Below are 22,184 nucleotides of genomic sequence, written 5' to 3' on the forward strand. Positions count from 1 at the left end.
GGCATCTATAAACATCTCGGTTTTTTGAAATGCCTTTTAGCGCTTTAATGGAAATCTCCCCAGCAGCTGCCCGATTCGATGCTGACGCGGAGCGGAACTGCAAGTTTGACCACGTGTTCCATCTCTTGTTTTAAAAGCGCTTTGACGGAATCGACTTCCGAATCGGGCGCTTCGAGAATTAGCTCATCGTGTACCTGCAGCAAGAGGTGGGCGCTCAGGTGCTGCCGCTTCAATGCGCGGTCTACATGTAGCATTGCCGTTTTGACAATATCGGCGGCGGAGCCTTGAATCGGCGTATTGATTGCGATTCGCTCCGCTGCGGCGCGCTGCGTTTGGTTCCTGCTGTTGATGGCGCGGATATACCGCCGCCTGCCCATCAGCGTTTCCACAAAACCTTTTTCCGCCGCCGACTCTTTGAGCGTTTCCATAAAGGCGGCTACCCCCGAATAGGTAGTAAAATAGCGGGTAATAAAATCCGCCGCCTCGGTACGGGATATCCGCAGTTGATTGGCGAGCCTGAACGCGCTCATTCCGTACATCACCCCGAAGTTGATTACCTTTGCAATGCGGCGCATATCCGGGACAACGTTTTCAACCGATACGTTAAAGATGAGCGCTGCCGTCGCCGCGTGGATATCCGTTCCTTGCCGGAAAGCTTTCACTAAATTTTCATCTTGGGAAAAATGAGCGAGGATGACGAGCTCAATCTGCGCATAGTCGGCGGAGATCAGTTTACAGCCGTCTGCCGCGTAGAATGCCTTGCGGATTTTGCGGCCTTCTTCTCCTCTGATCGGAATATTCTGCAAATTGGGGTCTCGGCTCGAAAGGCGTCCCGTTGCCGTACCCGTTTGGATAAAGCTGGTGTGTATCCGGCCGTTCGCATCGGCGAGCAGGGGCAGCGCGTCGGCATAGCCTGATTTCAGCTTTGCGGAAGCGCGGTAATCGAGGATTTTTGCCGGAAGTTCATCGATAGCGGCAAGCTCCTCCAGCACGGAAATATCCGTAGAGTAGCCGGTCTTGGTCTTTTTGCCCGTCGGCAGTTTCCGTTCGGTAAACAGCACTTCCTGCAGCTGCTTAGGGGATGCGATGTTAAAGGGATGACCTACCAGCTTGTAAATTTCCGCTTCGTCCCGTGCCAGCGTATCCGCCAATTCCTCCGAAAACGCAGCGAGCTCTTCTTTTTTGAGGAAGATGCCTTGCGCTTCCATATCCGCAAGGAGCGGCATCAGCGGCATCTCAAGCGTTTCAAAAAGCGTGGTCAGGTTTGCCTGTCCCAGGGCGGGCTTATATACGTGATATAATTGCAGGGTAAAGTCGGCATCTTCCGCCGCATAAGCGGTCGCCTGCGGGAGGGAAACCGCCGCGAAGGTACAGCCCTTGGGGACAACATCCTTGTAGTCAAGCCCTTGTAAGCCGAGCTGCGCTTCGGTAAGGTTTTCCAGCCCGAAGCTGAGGTTATCCGGTTCGAGTAGCCATGCCGCTATCATCGTATCGAAGAGGCGGCAGCCGGCGCGGGTGAACATCCCTGCCGTCCGCAGCACCTGATAGTCGAATTTCCCGTTGTGCAGCACTAGGGTGAGCTCCTTGTTGTTCCAGAGCCGTGCGAGCAGTTTTTTTGCAGCGGCAAAAGGCATCACCGCGAAGGGTTGCTCGCCGAGTTCCGGTGCCGGAGCTTTGAGCGGCACATAGATGCCGGTACCGGCTTTTAGACTCAGCGAAAACCCGACAAGAGAGTCATACAGCGGGTTAAGACCGGTGGTTTCGCAGTCAAAGGCGGCAAAACCCTGCGCTTCCGCCTCTGCGATGACGGCTTCGAGTTCTTCCGCGTCCGTTACGGTACGGTATTCGCCGTCGTTTTTACGGAGTTCCGCCGGCTGAGCCGCAGCGCTGTTTGCCGGTTTTGTCCCGATGTCGTCCGCCGCCGTGGTTGCACCGGTTTTTCCAGCCGTTGCTGTGTTTACGTCCGCTTTGCCGGCTGCGGTATTTTGCTCGGCAGCAGATCCAGCCGTTTCCGATTCTCCGGCGGCCTTTGCATACAGTTCGCCGAGGTGCGGCAGCTCATATTCTTTCAGCAGCGCGGCCGTTTCGGCATAATGCAGCGCAGTGCAGCGGTAATCGTCGAGGGTGCCTTCGATGGGAACGTTATCGGCGAGGGTTATCAGTTTTTTTGAAAAATACGCGCTGTCTTTTCCGGCAGCTAATTTTTTTTGTACGGCGCCTGCAATGGAATCGATATGCTCATACACGGCGTCGAGCGTACCGTAATCCTGCAAAAGCTTTACGGCTGTTTTGGGACCGATGCCCTTTACGCCGGGGATATTATCCGCAGAGTCGCCTATGAGCGAAAGATAGTCGAGCATCTGTGCCGGAGCGACACCCCAATGGGCTTTAACCTCTTCGACGCCGCACTGAGCCAAGGCTTCGCTCTTATCCGGTTTAAGCACCGAAACAAAATCCCCGACCAACTGCGCCAAATCCTTGTCTCCGGAGATAATAACGCAGCGGCGTCCTTCTTGTGCGGAGCGGCGGGCAAGGGTTGCGATAATATCGTCCGCTTCAAACCCGTCTTTACGCAGACAAGCGATACCGAGCGCCGTTAATATTTTTTCGATATGCGGAATTTGCGCGTGTAAATCTTCCGGCGTTTTGTCGCGGGTCGCCTTGTATTCGGGATACCATTCGTGCCGGAAAGTCGGCGTACGGGAATCGAAAGCTGCGAGAAAATACCGAGGCCGGTATGTTTTTAAAATCATCGCAAGGCTTCTAAAAAAGCCGTAAAGCGCGGAAACATTTTCTCCGGCCTTATTGGTCAACGGATGGCTGATAAACGCGAAGTAAGAGCGGTAAATTAAACCGTAAGAATCGAGGAGATAGAGCGTGTCTTGTGTGTGCTGTGTCATGGCGAGAGTGTATCACAAAACGCCCCGCAGTTATAGCGGAGGATGTCTTACCGCACCGTCGCGTTTAGGCGCTCAAGGCTTTCCGTAGCGAGTGTGTCTCCTGCACCGATACCTGCCCGTTCAAAATAACCTTGTGCTACTTCGAGGGCATAGCGCACTGAATAGGTGCTGGCGATAACATCCAAGCTGAACGGCTGCATATCGTAGATTTCGCGGATGCGTCCCGCAGAATCGATAAAAGCAATGGATAGCGCATGAGGTGTATCCTTCATCCAAAACCGCAATTTTTCATCGCGTTTGAAGATGAATATCATGCCGGTGCCGTCGGGTATTTCTTTCCGGTGCATAAAGCCGTGTTGCTGCTCTTGAGCGGTTACCGCCGCTTCCACATCAATGGGAATAGCTGCTTTTGTTTTTTTCGATTCGATGGAAATGGTAATATGAGCAAATTCCGGTTTTTCTGCTCCGGCGCACGATATTACCGTGGCCACAAAGAAAAGAAAGCATAAGGCTACTGCCGGGTATTTGACACTATTTTGTATGGAAAAACGCATGGTATTGATTCCTCTGGGCATGGGGATGTCCCAAAAGTTGGTTACTTTCAGGACATCCCCGTCGAGTTTAAAATTAAGTCTTTATACAACAATGACTTAATTTTAAACGTCGCATCTAAATCTAAGGAAACTGTCCAAAAACTGAAGTTTTTGGACAGCCCCGTTCCTCTCCGGTTAAAATCCGTCGATAAAGTTTTGACGGTTGGTTTCGCTTGCAGCTTTTTCGGTCGTGCTTTGAGAAATCAATTCATTGAATACCGTCAAATCGATATATTTTACAATAAGCGGACGCTCGATAACGACACGGGTATGTTCATCCTCCCACACAGCCCGCTGAGGATTGATAGAGGCGGGTTCGCCGTATTTTTCGCAGAATTTGGAATAGACCGAATAGTAATCGACTGTGTCGGTGTTCAGCTTAAAAATCATCGTATACAAATTATCTTTATAAAACTGAAACCATGATCTGCTGATAAAATAAGAACCCGCCGATTCGATAAGGCTTCTGTTTTCCGTCGGCAACAGCGAAACATCCCGTTCGCCGCGGTATCCGAAAACCGAGTCTTGTTTGAGTGCATCTTTTACCGCGTCGATTCCCATACCAAGCTTGATGCTGCGGTATTCTGCCGGTAATGCAGTTTTATCCTGCTGTTCGCTTGTTTTCGTAGGGGAGACTATCTGATTTTCACTTTCGGATTGTGGAGTATCTTGGTTGGATTGTCCTACAACCGGCGTAGGAGATTCGGCCGCAGCTAGAGGCTGTATGGCGATAAAAATCAGGAAGATCGCATACGGAAGAGCTTTCATCTTATATCCTCGCTTTTATCGGCAGTTTTTTAGCGGACAGGCTTTCCGCGATAGGTCGGCTCGTTTGCACGGGATTGTTTGCGGGCTTGTTCAATTTCCTGCATCTTTTTAAAGTAGGCCGTCTGCTTTGACAGTTCAAGAGTATCGGTGATGATGATGCTGTCATCGGTACTGCGCACAATCGGCGTCATCAAAAATTCCGCAATAGCTTGCGCAACCTGCTCTTTAGGGATGCTGCACATCTTTGCAAGCTCCGCAGGGCCGAATAAGAACGTATGCTGTTTGCCTGCACCGGGCTGTATCCGCAATTTTTCAAGCTGAATGCTCAGCATATCGTACATTTTTTCAATCGGTACGGGAATTAACGTATTGGCCAACTGCTTGTACATTGCCCAAATACGGTCGGCGAGGGTAGTGGTAAGACGGGCAATCAGCTGCGGCTGGGTTGCAACCATTTGATTAAAGTTTTGCCGGTTTACCGCTAAAAGCTGGCATTCTTCCGCAGCGGTAATTGCTGTCGCCGAACGCGGTTTATTTTCCAGCAGCGCCATTTCGCCGAACATATCGCCTTCTTTAAGAACAGCCAGTAATACTTCGCTATTGTCTACAATTTTTGAAATTTTTACACGGCCTTTTTGGATAATGTATAATTCGGTTCCCGACTGACATTCGCAGAAAATCATCGATTCGCCGTGATATACCCGCACCATCTGCTTGGTATCCGGTTCAAGCATCTCAATCGGCGCTTTTACGCCGGTGGATTTTATAGCCATAAAGCGTTTCCGTGCCGTTTCTGCAAATTGTCCGTTCGGTTTTTCTTTTAAATAATGATAATAGGCGTACAGCGCCAGCTCAAACTTCGACATTCGCAGGTAATATTCGCCGATGGTAAATAGATGAGAAATATCGGTTTCAATATTTTTCTTCAACGTAATTCGAGTCAATGCTTCGTCCAAATAACGCATTCTTTTACTGAACGAATAGATAATCTTCATTGCAATGGGAGTATTTTTTTCTATTAATTCGGGAAACTGTGTATAGTGTACGGCAATCAGTACTACATCGGAGACTGCAATAGCCGTTTCAATCTGGCTATGATGCGCCATACACGCAACAACTCCTAAAAAGTCGCCCGGCCCGAGGAGATTTCCCTCTTCTTCCGCTACAACCTCTTTTTGTTTTGCAACTTGTACTTGCCCGCTTTGGATAATATAGAAGCGGTCGGTATCGGACTTTCCTTCAATGAGGATATAAGACCCGCGTTTAAAATTTACGAAAGATAGTTGAAGCACTTTATTACCCTCTTATTTTTTTCCATTATAACCCATTATAATATCAGGGTGTCGCAATGTATATGGGAACCTCTGAAAACTATACCCGAATTTTTAGAAGATGCCCAGATATCACTCTCTATCCGGCAAAAATAATCTCCGGTTCAAGTTCAAAGCCGGTGTTCTCTTTTACCCGCTGTTGAATTGTCTTAATCAGTTTCAGAACATCCTGTGCCGTTGCAAAACCGGTATTTACAATAAAATTTCCATGCCACGGCGCCACCTGAGCGCCTCCTATCTGTAATCCGCGTAAACCGGCTTCATCTATCAGTTTGCCGGAAGGTTTTCCGAAAACATGATTATTTTTAAAGACGCTGCCTGCCGAAGGGAGCTTAAAATGCCCCTTTGCCGTTCTGTCCGCAATACGGTTCTCCATCGCTCTACGGATCAGTGCCTTATCGCCCTGTGCAGTTCGGAACGCTGCAGACACAATCACCGGCCGGCTGCCGTTAAGCTCTGCATACCGCTTATCCTGAGGTTGAAACGGCGAGCGTTTATATCCCCAGTCTTCTTGGCGGAAGCCGTATTCCCGTATTCCGCAGCCTTTAGCTGAAAAACACACTACCGATGCTGAAATCAATACATCGGAAATCGATTTTTCATAACAGCGGGCATTCATAAAGACTGCGCCTCCTACCGTTCCCGGAAGCCCTGCAAAATCTTCCAATCCCGTAAGGCCGTGTTCCGCACAAAATTCCGTTACATCCTGCATCAGCGCTCCCGCTTCAGCCTGAATGTGCGTGTCTTCACCGTTTTGCAGCAGTAGAATCCTATTTAAACGGCAGGTATGAATAACAGCGCCCCGTATTCCCTCATCGGGAATCAACAGATTAGTGCCCCCGCCTAACAATATTGCCGGTATACGCTCTTCTTGAATGAACGTCAGCGCAGCCTCCAATTCCTCCGGCGATGAAGGCGTAATATATATATCGGCATTTCCGCCGATTTTGAAACTCGTAAAAGGGCTTAATCTCACCTTTTTTTGTATTATATCACAGAATTTAACCGGAAAGCTATTTTTTTTCTCTTTTTCTCCTAGATTAAACATACTAAAACACTATATACTATCAGCGGTATTTATAAAAGCGGCAATCGTTTATTATACAGGAGATTTTTTTATGAGTTTACGCATATATAACACATTAGGGCATAAAATAGAGGACTTTGTGCCGGTTAATCCGAAAAAAGTAGGTTTCTACGGCTGCGGGCCGACCGTCTATAACTATGCGCACATCGGTAACTTACGCGCCTATGTATTCCAAGATACGCTCTCGCGTCTGCTGCGTTTTTTAGGGTATCCGGTAACCCATGTGATGAATATAACCGATATAGGCCACCTTTCGGGCGATGCTGATGACGGCGAAGATAAGATGGTAAAAACAGCCAAGGAACGCGGGCAGAGCGTGTTGGAAATTGCCGATTTCTATACTCAAGCGTTCTTTAAGGATACCGAGCGCCTTAATATCCGCCGTCCCGATGTCGTGTGTAAGGCTACCGATCACGTACCTGATATGATAGAACTGATCAAACGGATCGAGGCAAACGGGCATACGTATTCCGCCGGCGGTAACCTCTACTACGATATTACAACCTTCCCCACATACGGCGAACTTGCCTCGATTAGGCTTGAAGATCTCAAGGCCGGTGCGCGTATCGAAGTTGATGAAAATAAGCGCAATCCCCATGATTTTGTACTCTGGTTCACCAAGAGTAAGTTTGAAAACCAAGCCTTAGTGTGGGATTCGCCCTGGGGTAAGGGATACCCCGGTTGGCATATCGAGTGTTCCGCAATGAGTATGAAGTATTTGGGCGAACAGTTTGATATTCACACGGGCGGTATTGACCACATCCGTATTCACCATACGAATGAGATAGCCCAGTCGGAGGGGGCTACCGGTAAAAAATGGGTAAAATATTGGCTCCATAATGAGTTTCTGGTGATGAACAAGGGAAAGATGTCCAAGTCAACCGGCGATTTTATCACCTTGGATAAGGTTATTGAGGCCGGCTATGCACCGCTCGATTATCGATTCCTGTTGTTGGGAGGGCATTACCGCAGTCAACTTACCTTTTCGTGGGAAGCGATGGACACTGCAAAGAATGCGCGTAAAAACCTTGAGCAACGGATTACCAACCTGCTAACCGAAGCAAAAACGCTGCCGGATTTCCCCGCCGACGGTGTAACGGCCGAACAGGCTATTTCGCAGCTTCATACCGAAAAAGCGCGCCGCCACCTGGGGGATTTTATACAAGCGCTTGAAGAAGATATTTCAACACCGCGCGCGCTTTCCGTACTGCAACAGGCTGTTAAAGATAAGGAACTTGAAGCAGCCGAAGTCATCACGTTAATTCGCATTTTCGATACGGTACTTGCATTAGATTTGATAGACGAAGCGGAATCGCTTCATAACGAGACAGAATCGGTCGATAATGCAGAAGAAATTGAACGCTTAGTTGCCGAACGGACGGAAGCAAAAAGAAATAAGGACTTTAAACGGGCTGATGAAATCCGGAACTTGCTAAAAGATCGCGGAATCGCGTTGGAAGATACGGCAAACGGAACGCTGTGGCGGAAGATGTAACCTTTAGGGAGACTAAGTTGTTTGATGAATTAGTGCCGTTAGATGCACTCTCCGATAAGGATTTTAAAACCATTTATGATGCTGCAGTCCCTGCGCTGTACAAAGTTGCTTATAATATTGTACGGGAAGATGATGCAGCGGAAGATCTGTGCCATGATGCGCTGATCAAGATGACGGAAAAAGAAATGAAGTTTCCGTCCTTAAATGATGCGAAGTATTGGCTCATCAGAGTGGTAAAAAATGCCGCGCTTAATTACGCAAAACGGAGAGTGTTGGAGCGGAAAGTATATACGCGTGCGTTTAAAGAAGACCAGCGCAAAATGGATTCCGGCGAAACTGCGCTCTTGAAAGATGAAACTATTCAAGACGTACAGCATGCGCTTGAGCAACTGCCTGAAAAACTGAGAATCGCATTACAGCTTCGCGAATATACCGAGTTGAATTACAAAGAAATCGGACGTATACTCGGCATCAGCGAAGGAAATGTAAAAGTTCGTATTTTCCGTGCACGAGAGTATTTAGCAAAAGTTATAGGAGAAGATAATGTCTACATGCCCTAATAAAGATCTTTTGTCTGCGTATATCGACGGTGAAATTGCTTTCCCTTGGAAAGGAAAAATAGAACAACATTTACAGCAATGCACCGTATGTAAAGAAACATACGATCGATATGTGGTAGTGCGCCGTTTCGTACAAGGAACCGCTGCCCGAGCTGAGTTTGATGCGGACGCTTCTTTTGCCAAATTGCTTGAAAGGCGCAATGCCGTATTACAAAATAAATCGCACGCCCAAAAACGGCGATGGGGATTAAGTTCAGGTGAACGGTGGTTTTCTTCTTCCATTCGTATTCCCGTGCCTGCGGCGGCCGCTGCCGTTTTAGTTTTCGTCCTGATGCCGCTCGTTCTTTTCTTTAGAGTAGAACACACCGTTAATTCTGTTGCAGCCGCTCAATCTTCTTTTACGCCGATTATTCCCGTTTCGCTTGAAAAGCAAAAACCGATAGCGGAAATGGATTACGGCATTACCCAAACAAACAACAATCAGAGCTATACCGTATCGACCAAAGCAGTGAATACCAATGCGAAGTTCTTTACGGTCGGAGAATTTGCCCGCTTATATTCAAAAGACGAAAATCTGTTTCAGCCGGTTGAATCTACAGTTGATCTCAAAATTTCTTCGTCGTCGTTTCCGCTTTCATCGGAGTATCAATCGCTTTATATAATCCCCGATCCCAATATAAGAATCAGCAATCGATGAGTTTTGTTTATCTTATAAGAAAATATTCTCTTGTCAGATTTCTTATCTTCGTATGCCTTATCGGCGGTATATTCGCCGGTATCATATTTTTTTCACGGTCATCGATTCACGCCAATACTATTACCACCGTATCCCCCCAAGTTACTGTACCGGGAGAGCGGATTACCATAGAAGGCAAGCATTTCGGACATAAATCAATCCATTCGTGGTTGATGATCGGCAATAACAAAATTAAATCCGACCGGTGTATTGAATGGACGGATACAAAGATTGTTTTTGAAGCGCCTGATGCCCTCTATGAAGATATCCTATATGTGGTAGCGAAGAACAAACAAGGAAATGCCGTCATGTTGGTAAATCAGGCGGTTTTCCCGGTCAGCTCAAAACATACCGCAGATGAAAATCTTCCTTTTATCGATTCTTTGGACGCCGATTCCGGCAATGTAGGCGATCTTATTTCCATTCACGGTAAAAACTTCGGTCATACGCGGAATAATTCGGTTGTACTGTTTACCGGAACGCAGAATACCGTTTATGCTCAAAATACTCCAAAGGAAGCGGCGTTGACCGGCGCCGAATGCAGCGAATCGGACTTCGATTACGAATTTTGGAGCGATCGTGAATTGCGAATACGGGTACCTGATGCCGCAGATACGGGAAATGTCGTGATTATTACCGAAGCGGGAATAAGTAATCCTGTGCCGTTCCGGTTAAAAAACAACTACGGTACGAAAACCTATACGGATACAAGAACCTATCGCCTCGTTTCCGAGGTGGAGATTTCCGATTTTCTAACAGAGACTCCGAATACGTTCTTTTTACAGATACCCTTGCCTCAAAAAACGGAAACACAGCGCGCCGTTACCATTAATTCCGTTCAGCCGGAGCCGTTTGTGCCGTCATATCAAGGAGCGAGCATTTACCGTTTTAATAATATCGAATCCGGCAGTAAAATACAGATCCGGCAGGAATACAGTGTGTCCCGCAGCAGGGTTGAGACGAATGTCAATGTTACATCTCTAAAAAGGACGGAACAGAATAATCCGCTTTTATATGCCGCATATACCGAAGCCGATGAATTTCTCCCTGCCGATCATACTGTTATTAAAAAGGTTTGTCGGCAAATTATCGGCTCTGAAACGAACCCGTATAATAAAGCACGGCGTATCTACACCTTTTTAACCTCCGAGCTAAGCGCTCGGGACAGCAGTACGACGGATGCAGGAAGGTCTATTTTAACCGCTTTGGAAGAAAAAAGCGGCAGCCCGTATGATCTTGCACTGCTGTTCTGTACGCTTGCCCGCGCCGCCGGTGTACCGGCAGTTCCAACTGCCGGCTTATTGGTTGACACAGAACAAAAAGCCGTACAGCATTGGTGGGCGGAGTTCTATGTAAACGGCTTCGGCTGGGTTCCCGTTGATCCCGCTCTTGCATCCGGCATTCCTTTCGATACCGGTATTGCCGATAGGGGACGATGGTATTTCGGTAATTTGGATGCCTATCATATTGCGTTCTCACGCGGTTATCAAAGTCAAGAACCTATGTTGCCGAACGGTAAAACAACGGAAAAGGTGCGAAGCTATGCCTTTCGATCTATTTGGGAAGAAGCAACGCCGAATATCAGCGGCTACAGTGCGCTTTGGCGCATCCCGAAGATCACGGGGGTGTATTAAAAAGAATTGCATTTTTTTTAATTAATTATTAGATTTATAGAGAATAATACCTTGTGCGTAGTCGTAACAGATATCGCCTTTAATTGTTTTAGTCAATAATGCCGTTTTTGGAAAGTCGAATGCTTGCCGAAGTCGGCATTAATTTAAATATGGATGAGGAGGAACTTTATGGTACGAGTCTTATCGGTAGGCGGCTCAATTGTTGTGCCGCAGCAGCCCGATGAAGCTTTTTTACGGGATTTTTCTTCCCATATCCGCAGATGGCTCAGTGGATCGGCAGATAGAAAGCTTATTTTAGTTGTCGGCGGTGGCGGCCCTGCACGGGTTTATCAACAAGCATATAAAAATATTACTGATAATGCACCTTCAAATGATGAAGCTGATTGGATCGGTATTATGGCGACACGGCTTAATGCACAACTGTTAAAGGCAATTTTTTCTGATATGTGCCCCAACCCTGTTGTGTACGATCCTACCGCTGTAGAGCTTTTTTCCGGACAGATATTGATCGCTGCCGGTTGGAAGCCGGGCTTTTCTACCGACAATGATGCGGTGTTGTTGGCTGAACGCTTTTCTGCAAAACAGGTAATCAACCTTTCAAATATCGAAAAAGTGTATACCGACGATCCTAAGAAAAACCCCGATGCAAAACCCATCGATACTATCTCATGGGAGCAATTCATTCGGCTTGTCGGTACGGAATGGATACCCGGTAAAAATGTTCCTTTTGATCCGGTTGCGAGTCTGCGCGCTCAAAAAGCGGGAATACAGGTGATCTGTGCCGGAGGTTCCGATTTGAATAATCTTGATAACATTTTAAATGATTGTCCCTTTAACGGCACGACAATAGGTTAAATGCATGGATTACTATGAAATTTTGGGAGTTTCTAAAACTGCTTCCGACGAAGAAATAAAAAAAGCCTACCGTGCAAAGGCGTTGCAATATCATCCTGATAAAAATCAGGGAAATGCAGCTGCTGAAGAAATGTTCAAAAAGATAAACGAAGCATATTCGGTTTTGTCGGATTCTAAAAAACGTGCCGATTACGACCTTGGCGGTATGGCATCGCAGCAATATGGGCATTACGCTCAGTATGCACGGCAAAATCCCTTTACGTATAACCCGTTTGCGCAGGAAACCGATGACGATGATACGATGTTCGGCAGGTCGTATAGTTGGACTTTTTACCGTTCACCGGAACAGGAAACGGAACCCGTTTCCCGCCGCAGAGGACTGGGTGCTTTACTGGCTGGCATTTTGTACCTCTGGCTGGGGCTTCTGAGCTTCCGCGTTATATACCTCTTCGGCTTTTTGGGACTTTTTATCGGTATTCCGTTGCTTGTGAAAGGCGTTAAAAACCTTAAAATAGCGTTTGTATCGTTTTTTAAAAGCAGCAGCTAACGTTCACGGAAAATAATTCTCCCTCTATTTAAATCGTAGGGGGAGAGAGCGACTTTGACGCTGTCGCCGGGAACGATGCGGATAAAATGTTTGCGCATTTTTCCTGATAAATGAGCTAAAATGATATGACCGTTTTTTAATTCAACACGAAACATCGTATTCGGAAGGGATTCTTTTACAATGCCTTCAACTTCAATTGCTTCTTCTTTAGCCACAATTCCTCCAAAAGAATTTATGTAAACCTCTAAAAACTTCAGTTTTTATAAGTTTCCAGTTGCTTTTTTAGTAAAATAACGCTTATAATTGTAAAGTCTATTCATTAGTTTGTCAACTAACGAGAGGAGCTATGGAAATATATGGAAAAAGATTTTTATCAAGAAATGAAGCAATCTTTGCATGATCATCGTGCCCAAATTATCAAAACATTTGTCGCAAACAATGAGAGTTTTAAACAGATTATTGAATCTGTTGACCCTAAGGATTTCGGCGACATCGCTTCGGAAGATACCGACCGGAAGATGTTGGAAAGTATGAGCGAAAAAGATGTCAAGCGAATGCAGCTCATTGAATCTGCCCTCGCACGTATCGAGCAGGGAAAGTACGGTAAATGTATCAAATGCGGAAAAAAGATACCGGAAGATCGACTTCGGGCTATTCCTTATGCATTGATGTGTATCGAATGCCAAACGGAAACGGAGCGAAAAAAACGCTAGTGGGATCCTCTAAAAATTTAACCGAGTTTTTAGGGATGCCCTCGTAGATATGGTCTGATGCGATAGTCTTGAAGGAGATGCAATGGGAAAAATTTTTTTATTTATAGCAGATGGATTTGAAGAAGTGGAAGCGGTTACGCCGCTCGATTACTTGCGCCGATGCGGAGCTGATTTGACATTGGTCGGGGTCGATGCAAAAATTATTCGTTCATCGCGCGGACTGGTCGTTACCTGTGACCTTACGTTGTCCGAGTTGATTGGGGCGGGTGTGGACGCAAAAAAAAATGCTACTCAGTTAGCGGCAGACACTGCGCTGGTGATATTACCTGGGGGACTTCCAAACAGCCGCACACTCAGTGAGAATGTAGAGCTTCGATATTTCATAAGCGAGACTGCGAAACAGGGCGGATTGGTGGCGGCGATTTGTGCTGCTCCGGCGATTGCACTTGGTGGCTGGGGCTTGCTTGACGGAAAACAATTTACCTGCTATCCGGGTATGGGAAAAGACTTGTCGACGCAGCCCGTAAAAGGTGCGCGGGTACTTAAGGACGGTACGTTTATTACCGCTTGCGGAGCCGGAGCTGCCGAAGAATTTGCTTTTGCATTGGTGGATGCCTTGTACGGTGAAAAAAAACTCAGCGAGCTTAAAAGTTCAATTGTTGCCCGCTAGGATGATACGGTATAAATAGATAATATAATGAAGATGAATGGCTATAAGGATTGGAAGGAGGCCATGCTGCGGCTTCCCGAACGGACGTTTTTTGTTTTAATGCGCTTGTACCTCGGTGAAATTAAGACGCCTTTTAACAAACAACGGCTCGTAGAAAGTCTCGGCGGATTTTTATCAAAAGCCGATACGCAGCGCCTTATGATAGAAAGCCTTGACAGTCTTGATATATTGATTTTGACAGCTGTTCATACACTTCCGGTAACCACACGCGGTGCATTACTGATGTTTTTATCCTCCGAAGCTTCTTTACAGACACGGCTTACTAATCTGGAAGAACGGCTTATCCTCTATCGTACCGATTGTATTGATGACTACGATGAAGTAGGAAAGGTCTATAGTATTAATCCTTTTCTGTATAAATCGGTTGAACCTCTGCTGGATTCGTATTCGCTGTTTTTACCGCAGCAAAAAGGCGAGCCGCAGAGCGGAGCGGCACTGTGTGATGATATTGTTTTGGCCGGGCTCTACACGTTTTTCTTAAAAGAAGCCGATGTGCTCAAAATGAACGGTTCGTTTAAGGTGCGCGCGGAAAAACAATGTAAGTCAATCTTTCAAGATACTGCGGCTGATATGAGCCGTTTTACAACAATGTGTACCGGCTTACAGAATCTCGGTTTATTGATACGGGAAGATACAAGTCTTATTCCGCAGCAAGGCCGATGGGAGGAATTTTTTAAACAAAAGCCTTTAGACCGTAAGATGTATCTTGTTGCAGCAATATACGGCCATGCCCGCCGTGACGGTATGCAGCGGCGGGCGCAGTTTTATTCCGATTTTTTAGCATCGCTCGATCCTCAAGGATTATATAACGATATTTCATTGAAGCGGATTTTTGATTTTTTATTTCAGCGGCTGTATGTTGAAATAAATCAGGATACGTCATGGGTTTTTCCCGACATGGTTCCCAGTGATGCAATCAAGATTATCAATACGTTTAAAGCGCTTAAATTTTTACTGCCGGTTGGGGAATACTGGCAGCTGAATACGGCGGTCTTTACTCAAGAATCGGTACAACAGCCGCTGATTACCGCTCCTTCCTTTGAAATCACCATGCTGCCCTTTACTCCTCTCGAAGGACTATTTCCGGTGCTCAGCTGTATGGAACCGGTGTCTATTTTAACGGCCGGCAGGTTTACTGTAACAAGGGCAGCCTGTTTGCGTTGTTTTGAACACTGCTGTACCGATAAAACCCTAATCGCACTGCTGGATAATGCGTCGGGAGGAACGCTTCCTCAAAATATCAAGGTCAGTATTTCCGAATGGTATCTGCAGTGCACTGCCGTCGGCTTATATTACGGTTTTGTGATAACCGTTGCCGAAGATAAACGGAATTTATTTAAGCAGAATGCTGGACTGCAGGAGATTATCAATAAAGAATTGGCTGACGGTGTCTATCTTATAAAGCAGACGGATTTGGATTCTGTCCGTGCGATGATCAAAGCGGCAGGATTGGACGTAACTTTTTATACTGCAAACAGTACCGGCCGTTATACAACTGCCGGCTTTTCTGCCGTCGAGCACCGGCATTCCACGCTTGATGTTTTTTATACAAAAGCAAAGAAGTCTCAGAAAGTTCACGGTACGCCACAAAAAGACTATGATGAACATATCCGGGAACTGCAGAAACTCGTAGATATTATGCCGGTTGATCAGTATAATAAGCAAAGTTTGAAAGAAAAAATTGCGAGCAAGCTTATTATCACCGAAGAGCAGTTGTATAAAACGCCTATGGAAAACGAAGTACGGGAAGTTGCGGGGCTCGATTTTTTAGGTAAGATTCATCTTGCAGAGACTGCAATTACCGACGGTAACCGTTTAGAGGTGACTATCGATGGGACTGCAGGTCAGCGGATTTTTACGGGGCTTCCTATTGCAATTGAAAAAAAAGAGCACGATGCGGTATTGCTTATTCAGGAAGACGGTACGCAATACAAAGAAAAAATTTCGATTGCCGGTATCATAAAAATGAGGGCATTCCGCAATTCGCTTTTTTCTTAGTCTCGCAGTGTAGGTTCAAACTTTTGAAAAAATATCCGATATTGTAAGCGACGTATCGGATTTTCCTGTAGAGTGAGGAGGGTTTAAGACGATGGATGCATCGTTTATATTAGCACCGTCTCTATTGAGTGCAGACTTTTCACGGCTTGCCGAAGAATTACAGTTTATCGAAGCAAACGGAGGGCAATGGGTGCACCTTGATGTAATGGACGGGGCTTTTGTGCCGAATTTAACGTTCGGTGCTCCCGTTGTGCGCAGCTTACGGAGTAAGAGCACCCTTCCTTTTGATGTGCATTTAATGGTTGCCCATCCTCAAGATTTTGTAAAAGATTTTGCGGCGGCGGGGGCGGATTATTTTACGTTTCATATTGAAGCGGTTGTGCATGCTCATCGGCTTATTACGGAAATCCGTGCAGCAGGTATGAAGCCCGGCGTGAGCATCGTACCGTCAACCCCTGTACATCTTTTAGATGAGGTGTTACCCTTTGTTGATCTGGTACTGGTGATGACGGTTAATCCGGGTTTTGGCGGCCAAACGATGATTATTCCTTGCTTGGAAAAGGTTAAGAAGCTGTGTGAATACCGTGAAAAGTACGGCTACCGTTATTTGATTTCCGTTGACGGTGGTGTCAATGCGGAAACACTTCCGGCCGTATGCAGCTCCGGCGCCGATGTTGTCGTTTCAGGTTCATCTTTTTTTTCCGGAGATATAAAGAAATGAGAAAAAAAACAGTATTAGCGTATTTCTTATGTTTTAGTATATGCAGCCTCTTCGCCGACAGCAGCGATTTACTGACCGGTTTGGATGCGTATAGCCGCAGCGATTGGAATGTTGCGGTGCAATCGTTTGAGCGGGCGCTGGCGGCTGCACCGGATGACCGTACGGAAGCACTGTATTGGCTGGTAATGTCGGAAACCTCTGCACAAAACTATCAGCGTGCTTTGTACTATGCCGATGCGTTTTTGGAAAATGCCTCCGGAGATGAACGTGCTGCCGAGGTTAGCTATCAAAAAGGACGGCTTTTACATTTATCCGGCGACTATGAAACATCATCGAAAATTCTCTATCAATTTATAGAAGATTATCCCGAGCACCCCAAGGTTCCGTCTGCATATTATTGGATAGGCGAGAATCTTTATGCGGCCGGGAATTATACCGAAGCCCGCAAAGTTTTTAGCGGAATTGTAGCTGATTATCCGCAGTCGGGAAAAGTGAACGAAGCACGGTACAAAATTGTGCTTATCGATCAGCAGTCTGTTCGAGAGGAACTCCTGCGGATGGCGAATGAGGCAAATGCCGCAGCAGTGCCCGATGGTTCTTCGGCAATTGAAGAACAGCAACAAAATGAAGATATTATCAATCGTCTTACAGCGTTGGAAGAAAAGCTTGATGAGCTTTCGGCAACGCTTGCCCGGATTGCTGAAGAACAGGAACAGCAGCGTATACGGGAGCAGCAGCAAGCTTTTGAACAACAGCAGAAAGCCGAGCAGCAGCAAAAAGAACAGGAAGAGGCGGAGCGGCAGCAGCTTGAAAAACGCCGTCAAGAACTGGCGGAATTGAAGGCGCGTACCCGAACCTTGGAAGAACTCTATACACAACGTGTGAAAGGAGCAAAATAATGCGGATATTCAATAAAAAAACGATTTTATTATGTCTCTCGGTATGTCTACTGAGCAGCTTATTTGCATCGGAAAATACCGTCGAAATGATCAGCGATCCGTTAAAGCTGGTTATCTACCCTAAGACGGGTAATTTCTGTTTATATCATTCAAAGGCCGAGAATGCACGGGAATACGAGCCGTTATATGACGACCGCTCCCAATCTTCCGTAAATATTTATTCGGTGCTCTTTAATGGGGAGATATTCCATCTCAACAATAAGAGCGGAAAGAAAATTATTATCAGCCAATCAAAAGATGAGATAACGGTAACGTTCCAAATCAGTATGGACTTTTTAGCGACGCAAACATTTTCGTTTGTACCTTCAAAGCAGCGCTCAACAGGTAAACTCTTGAAGGTCGTAACGGAAATTCAAAATATTTCGGGAGCTATTGCAAATGTCGGACTAAAAGCCGTCTTTGACACTTCATTAGGAGAAAAAAATCTTATTCCGCTTTATACGGATTTACGCAGCGAAATCGGAGCCGAACTGATGCTGCAGCCGGTGTTGGAAAAAGATTCGGTTATCTTTTCTGCAGATAGGGGATACGCGTGCCTCTTTTTCTTACGGAATGAATACATGACAACGCCGTCAGCCGTATATATTGCAAATTGGGAACGGTTGGTAACAAAGAGATGGCTGCCTTCTTACATAAGCGGGAGGTCTTTCCGTAAATACGGTTCTGCCGATCCCGGCCTCTTGTATGTATGGTCGGAACAAAAAGTACCGAATAAAGAAACCTTTACCGTTACCAACTGTATCGGTTTTTATGATTATCGGAATGCAGCGGAGACGTTAACGCCGTATTCGGCCTATACTCAACCGGCATCGGAAGCTTCTGTTCAATCTGTTGCCGCTCCCGTAACTAAGCCGACTGTTACTACAATATACCGAACCGCTCCGGCAAGCCGGCCTGCTGCTGTTGAGAAAAAACAATCCGGTGAGGTGGCAGAACCTGCAGCTTCTGTAGAACCTGTTCCTGAAGTTCAACCGGACGGACGGAGTACACCGGCACAACCGGTAAAAAACGAAGCTCCTGAAAGAGATTATCGGTATGTGCAGGCTCTATTGGATAAAATTGCGGAACTTGAACAATCTTCAGATGAATTGTCTATGGAAGAGATTCAAAAATTACGCACGGAAGTAGATAACGCAATAGAGGCTATACAGGAACAATAATGCCGTCATCGATTCTTGAACAAGCAAAAAAACAATTTGCAAAGGGGAATTATCAGCAGGTTATCAATTTACTGGAACCGCACGTTACACAATACGTCGTGTCCGGTGATACAAAAGATGTTCTGTATAATGCTTCCTTTAACAAATCCTTTCCGTTTTATTTGTATTTGGGACTTGCTTGTTTACATGCCGGTGATATCGGAGGGGCTGTTGATTATCTGACCTGTGCGCGACGCATTAAGCTTACCGATCCCGATTTACTGTGCGCACAGGCTGTTTTGTTTTTACGGCGCGGTGATACCGTACGGGCTATCGACTATTATCTGGAAGCGATTGAATATAACCCCAATCATGAATTGGCCCGCGCCGGATTGGATTTTATCAGAACTCATAATACACCGGAGGCAATAGGGGAGGCGGTTCAGTCGGGCGAAATAAAAAAATTTTATCCCCGACCCGGAGTTGAAACTTATATAAAAAAAAGAGTTGTTTTTGCTGCAGGCCTTACAATAGCTGCCGTAATTGCGGTGATTGCTGCATTGATAGTAATAAAATTCCCGTTGTCGATACGGGCACGGAATAATAATAGAGCGGATCTTTCGGCGTTAACCCTGTTATCGGATGAAAAAGCACGTCCGATCGATACGAGTGGAACTTACCGGTATAATCTATCGGAAAAAGAAGTTTTGGCCGCATATCGTAATGCGCAAAAATATTTTCAGGATTCGCGGGATAACCTTGCACAGATTGAAGTTAACCGGATTTTATCCTCGAATGCCGCCCATTCGATTAAACAGAAAGCCCGGTTATTGATGGATTATTTTGCAACGCCGGGGTTCGATACCGTTAGGGACATCCCTGTATACAGCGACGTACGGGCGGATATTCCGCTGTACCTTGATTGTTGGACAATTTGGTCGGGGGTTGCAACTAATGTACAGTCCGACGGAGAAAATACGAGCTTTGACCTTTTAGTCGGCTATAGCGATCGTATTCAGCTGGAAGGGGTTGTTCCCGTCTTTTGTAATTTTTCGGTTAGGATAGATTCGGAGCGTCCAATCGACGTATTGGGAAAAATTCAGCAGCGGGGCGGCGTACTCTTTTTAAAAGCCTCCGGTATTCACCAAAGCCAAGTGCCGGAAAATAAAAAATAAAATCGGAGTAGGGAAGATGTATACGGCGGAAAAAGTACTGATAGGGGGAAAAGGCGGTGTCCGGAGGCTTGAGCTCGGCGGAGATGCACCCATCGCTATCCAGACTATGTGGAAACAGCCGCTGCGTGAAGATACCTTGCAGGATACGGTGCGGAAAATTACCGAATTGGAGCAGCTCGGCTGCGATATTCTCCGGTTTGCGGTGCCGGACGCTCAAAGCGCCGAGGTGTTTGTAAAGCTTACCGGAATGACGCCGATGCCGCTTGTTGCCGATATTCACTTTGACTACCGGCTTGCATTGCGCTGTATGGACGGCTGCGCCGCAAAGATACGCATCAATCCGGGAAATATCGGGACGGAAGATCGGGTAAAGGCCGTAATTAAAAAAGCGCAGGATACCGGTACCGCTCTCCGCATCGGCGTCAACAGCGGCTCCCTACCCGCCGATATACGGAACCGTATGGAGCAGGAAATCCGCGGCGGGCGCAATGCGGAAGAGGCGAGGGCAGCCGCATTGGTAGCAGGGGCGCAGCGGGAAGCGGCACTTTTTGATAAATACGGCTTTAAGCAGTATCTCGTGTCGATGAAAGCCTCGTCGGTAAAAGAAACCGTTCTTGCCAATGAGCAATTTGCCGCCGAGTCTGCCGCGCCGCTCCATTTGGGCGTTACGGAGGCAGGTCCGTTGGTTTCGGGCATCGTTAAAAGCGCCCTCGCATTTTCGCAGCTGTTAGAACGGAATATCGGCGCTACCGTGCGAGTAAGCCTTTCCGATACCATGGAAAATGAAGTAATTGCGGCGAGGGAAATCTTGATGGAATGCGGTAAACGGCAGGGAGGCATCAGGCTCGTGTCGTGCCCCCGCTGCGGGCGCAACGGGTTTGATGTTCACGGTTTTGTAGCACGTTGGCAGCACCGGCTTTTCGCCGAAAAAAAAGACTTGACTGTTGCGGTGATGGGCTGCGTTGTTAACGGACCCGGTGAGGGAAAATTTGCCGATATCGGTATTACCGGTGCGGAAAACGTTATTTTGCTGTTTAAACGCGGCGTTATTGTTCAACGTATCGATGTACAAGGCTTAACGGAAACGGAAAGAAATACGGCGGTCGATGCGGCTTTTGAAAAGGAGCTGGAAAGTTTATGAAAAAATTAGCAATCACGTGTTTTACAATCCTCATAAGTGCATTTCTATATGCGCAACGAATGCCGGCTGAATCGGTTGAATACCCTTGGCACTTGCTTGAACAGGGCAGAATTGCGTATGAAGAACGGGAATTCGGTCAAGCGCTCCTGTTATTTAGAGAAGCGCGCGAAATGCATAAAACGCAGGTACAGGCTCAATATGATTATCTTTTTTCGGCTCTTAAAGTGCATCAGGTAAGAGCTGCAGGAGACCTTATTTCGGATGTATACCGTGTATTGGAAAAACGACAGGATTATGAAGCATGTGCAATCCTTGATAGAATTTTTCTTGTTCATCCTCCCGCTTATTTCGATAAATCGATGTCGGCACTTCTTGCGTGGTTAAAAAAAAGCGACGTGTATCCTGAATGCGACTATCTGATTGGAAAAGTGTATGAACTGGAAGGAGAACTTACGCAGTCCCGAAGATTTTATCAGTTGGCATGGGAAGCACGTGAATTTTTATATATTCCCGATATGCGTTTTGAAATTATTTATTCACTTGCACAAATTTCGGGACTATTAAAACAATATGACGATCAGGAAAAATATCTTCTCCTCATTTTAACTGAGGATTCCGTGTACGGAACAACTAATGCGGAAAGCCCAACTTTACGGGCAATGATTCATACGATTAAAAACGAACAAACAGTTGAAAAATTCTTTTCATTATATCGGCATCATAATGATATAGCGCTTCGCGCTTATATCGAACTGACCGATATTTATCTGCGTGCCGAAGAATATGACCGTGCATTCAGAACTGCATTGCTCGGAGCGGATATTGCAGTTACCTATCTGAGCGATACCTTAAAAAAAATCGACTTTATGTATAGGTACAGTGATTTCTCCGATTTATTGCTGAGAATCGGTATGAATAGCGAAATTTTGCAATGGACCGAAACAAAGCAGATTTGGAATGTCTTTTTGCAGTTTGCCGATTTGCTGTATCGGCAGGGTTTTGTCGTGCAGGCGAATGATCTGTATTACAAACTGGCGGAAAACTGTCCGTCTTTTACCTATGCAAAGGAAGCAAGTTACAAACTTTCACAGACTTTTTAAAT

The 22,184-nt window shown here is 46.3% G+C and carries 21 protein-coding genes; 15 read left to right on the forward strand and 6 right to left on the reverse strand.

The window, feature by feature from the left end; genetic code table 11:
• Positions 1–44 precede the first annotated feature (44 nt).
• From polA to murB, 5 genes are all read right to left on the reverse strand, one after another.
• Entirely contained in the window at positions 45–2,900 is a 2,856-nt protein-coding gene (gene polA / locus HMPREF1222_RS00940; protein WP_016517824.1) for a DNA polymerase I, read from the reverse strand.
• A 47-nt stretch (positions 2,901–2,947) separates the two neighbouring features.
• Positions 2,948–3,454: a DUF192 domain-containing protein gene (locus tag HMPREF1222_RS00945; RefSeq protein ID WP_016517825.1), complete on the reverse strand. Its 507-nt coding sequence runs from the start codon at positions 3,452–3,454 to the stop codon at positions 2,948–2,950.
• A 174-nt stretch (positions 3,455–3,628) separates the two neighbouring features.
• Positions 3,629–4,261, reverse strand: coding sequence for a hypothetical protein (locus HMPREF1222_RS00950; RefSeq protein WP_016517826.1), 633 nt, complete (start codon positions 4,259–4,261; stop codon positions 3,629–3,631).
• A 29-nt stretch (positions 4,262–4,290) separates the two neighbouring features.
• Entirely contained in the window at positions 4,291–5,553 is a 1,263-nt protein-coding gene (locus HMPREF1222_RS00955) for a cyclic nucleotide-binding domain-containing protein (protein ID WP_006189340.1), read from the reverse strand.
• Between the two features lie 118 nt (positions 5,554–5,671).
• A complete protein-coding gene (murB, locus tag HMPREF1222_RS00960) occupies positions 5,672–6,568 on the reverse strand; it encodes a UDP-N-acetylmuramate dehydrogenase (RefSeq protein ID WP_244870090.1) in 897 nt (298 codons plus the stop codon).
• 142 nt (positions 6,569–6,710) lie between these two features.
• On the opposite strand from murB, the gene HMPREF1222_RS00965 reads away from it, so the two are divergent.
• From HMPREF1222_RS00965 to HMPREF1222_RS13240, 6 genes are all read left to right on the forward strand, one after another.
• Positions 6,711–8,174: a cysteine--tRNA ligase gene (locus HMPREF1222_RS00965; RefSeq protein WP_016517828.1), complete on the forward strand. Its 1,464-nt coding sequence runs from the start codon at positions 6,711–6,713 to the stop codon at positions 8,172–8,174.
• 17 nt (positions 8,175–8,191) lie between these two features.
• The gene (locus tag HMPREF1222_RS00970; protein ID WP_038076753.1) at positions 8,192–8,734 is read left to right on the forward strand and encodes an RNA polymerase sigma factor; all 543 of its coding nucleotides are present in this window, start codon (positions 8,192–8,194) and stop codon (positions 8,732–8,734) included.
• The gene (locus HMPREF1222_RS00975) at positions 8,718–9,431 is read left to right on the forward strand and encodes an anti-sigma factor family protein (protein ID WP_016517830.1); all 714 of its coding nucleotides are present in this window, start codon (positions 8,718–8,720) and stop codon (positions 9,429–9,431) included. The genes HMPREF1222_RS00970 and HMPREF1222_RS00975 overlap by 17 nt, the downstream gene beginning before the upstream one ends.
• On the forward strand, positions 9,428–11,104 hold the full coding sequence (locus HMPREF1222_RS00980) for a transglutaminase domain-containing protein (protein ID WP_016517831.1): 1,677 nt from the start codon (positions 9,428–9,430) through the stop codon (positions 11,102–11,104). Before HMPREF1222_RS00975 ends, HMPREF1222_RS00980 begins: the two co-directional genes overlap by 4 nt.
• Positions 11,105–11,272: 168 nt before the next feature.
• On the forward strand, positions 11,273–11,959 hold the full coding sequence (pyrH, locus tag HMPREF1222_RS00985; protein WP_016517833.1) for a UMP kinase: 687 nt from the start codon (positions 11,273–11,275) through the stop codon (positions 11,957–11,959).
• Between the two features lie 4 nt (positions 11,960–11,963).
• Positions 11,964–12,506: a DnaJ domain-containing protein gene (locus HMPREF1222_RS13240; RefSeq protein ID WP_016517834.1), complete on the forward strand. Its 543-nt coding sequence runs from the start codon at positions 11,964–11,966 to the stop codon at positions 12,504–12,506.
• On the opposite strand, the gene infA is transcribed toward HMPREF1222_RS13240, so the two are convergent.
• The gene (gene infA, locus HMPREF1222_RS00995) at positions 12,503–12,724 is read right to left on the reverse strand and encodes a translation initiation factor IF-1 (RefSeq protein ID WP_455432211.1); all 222 of its coding nucleotides are present in this window, start codon (positions 12,722–12,724) and stop codon (positions 12,503–12,505) included. The genes HMPREF1222_RS13240 and infA overlap by 4 nt on opposite strands.
• 138 nt (positions 12,725–12,862) lie before the next feature.
• Here infA and HMPREF1222_RS01000 point away from each other — a divergent pair, with 138 nt between their 5' ends.
• The 9 genes from HMPREF1222_RS01000 (at position 12,863) to HMPREF1222_RS01040 (ending at position 22,182) form a co-directional block, all read left to right on the forward strand.
• Positions 12,863–13,219: a TraR/DksA family transcriptional regulator gene (locus HMPREF1222_RS01000; protein ID WP_016517835.1), complete on the forward strand. Its 357-nt coding sequence runs from the start codon at positions 12,863–12,865 to the stop codon at positions 13,217–13,219.
• An 82-nt stretch (positions 13,220–13,301) separates the two neighbouring features.
• Complete coding sequence (locus HMPREF1222_RS01005; RefSeq protein ID WP_016517836.1) at positions 13,302–13,889, forward strand: DJ-1 family glyoxalase III; 588 nt, start codon at positions 13,302–13,304, stop codon at positions 13,887–13,889.
• Between the two features lie 27 nt (positions 13,890–13,916).
• On the forward strand, positions 13,917–15,947 hold the full coding sequence (locus tag HMPREF1222_RS01010) for a hypothetical protein (RefSeq protein WP_016517837.1): 2,031 nt from the start codon (positions 13,917–13,919) through the stop codon (positions 15,945–15,947).
• Positions 15,948–16,038: 91 nt separating this feature from the next.
• Entirely contained in the window at positions 16,039–16,668 is a 630-nt protein-coding gene (gene rpe / locus HMPREF1222_RS01015; protein ID WP_016517838.1) for a ribulose-phosphate 3-epimerase, read from the forward strand.
• Entirely contained in the window at positions 16,665–17,567 is a 903-nt protein-coding gene (locus tag HMPREF1222_RS01020; protein WP_016517839.1) for a tetratricopeptide repeat protein, read from the forward strand. Before rpe ends, HMPREF1222_RS01020 begins: the two co-directional genes overlap by 4 nt.
• Positions 17,567–18,787, forward strand: a complete 1,221-nt coding sequence (locus HMPREF1222_RS01025; protein ID WP_006189355.1) for a hypothetical protein — start codon at positions 17,567–17,569, stop codon at positions 18,785–18,787. The genes HMPREF1222_RS01020 and HMPREF1222_RS01025 overlap by 1 nt, the downstream gene beginning before the upstream one ends.
• Complete coding sequence (locus tag HMPREF1222_RS01030) at positions 18,787–19,941, forward strand: tetratricopeptide repeat protein (protein WP_006189356.1); 1,155 nt, start codon at positions 18,787–18,789, stop codon at positions 19,939–19,941. The genes HMPREF1222_RS01025 and HMPREF1222_RS01030 overlap by 1 nt, the downstream gene beginning before the upstream one ends.
• A gap of 16 nt (positions 19,942–19,957) precedes the next feature.
• Positions 19,958–21,082: a (E)-4-hydroxy-3-methylbut-2-enyl-diphosphate synthase gene (ispG, locus tag HMPREF1222_RS01035; protein ID WP_016517840.1), complete on the forward strand. Its 1,125-nt coding sequence runs from the start codon at positions 19,958–19,960 to the stop codon at positions 21,080–21,082.
• Positions 21,079–22,182 (forward strand): hypothetical protein, encoded by a 1,104-nt coding sequence (locus tag HMPREF1222_RS01040; protein WP_016517841.1) that lies wholly within the window; start codon positions 21,079–21,081, stop codon positions 22,180–22,182. The genes ispG and HMPREF1222_RS01040 overlap by 4 nt, the downstream gene beginning before the upstream one ends.
• The last annotated feature ends 2 nt before the right edge of the window (positions 22,183–22,184 follow it).

Source organism: Treponema vincentii F0403, assembly GCF_000412995.1.
GTDB lineage: Bacteria > Spirochaetota > Spirochaetia > Treponematales > Treponemataceae > Treponema > Treponema vincentii.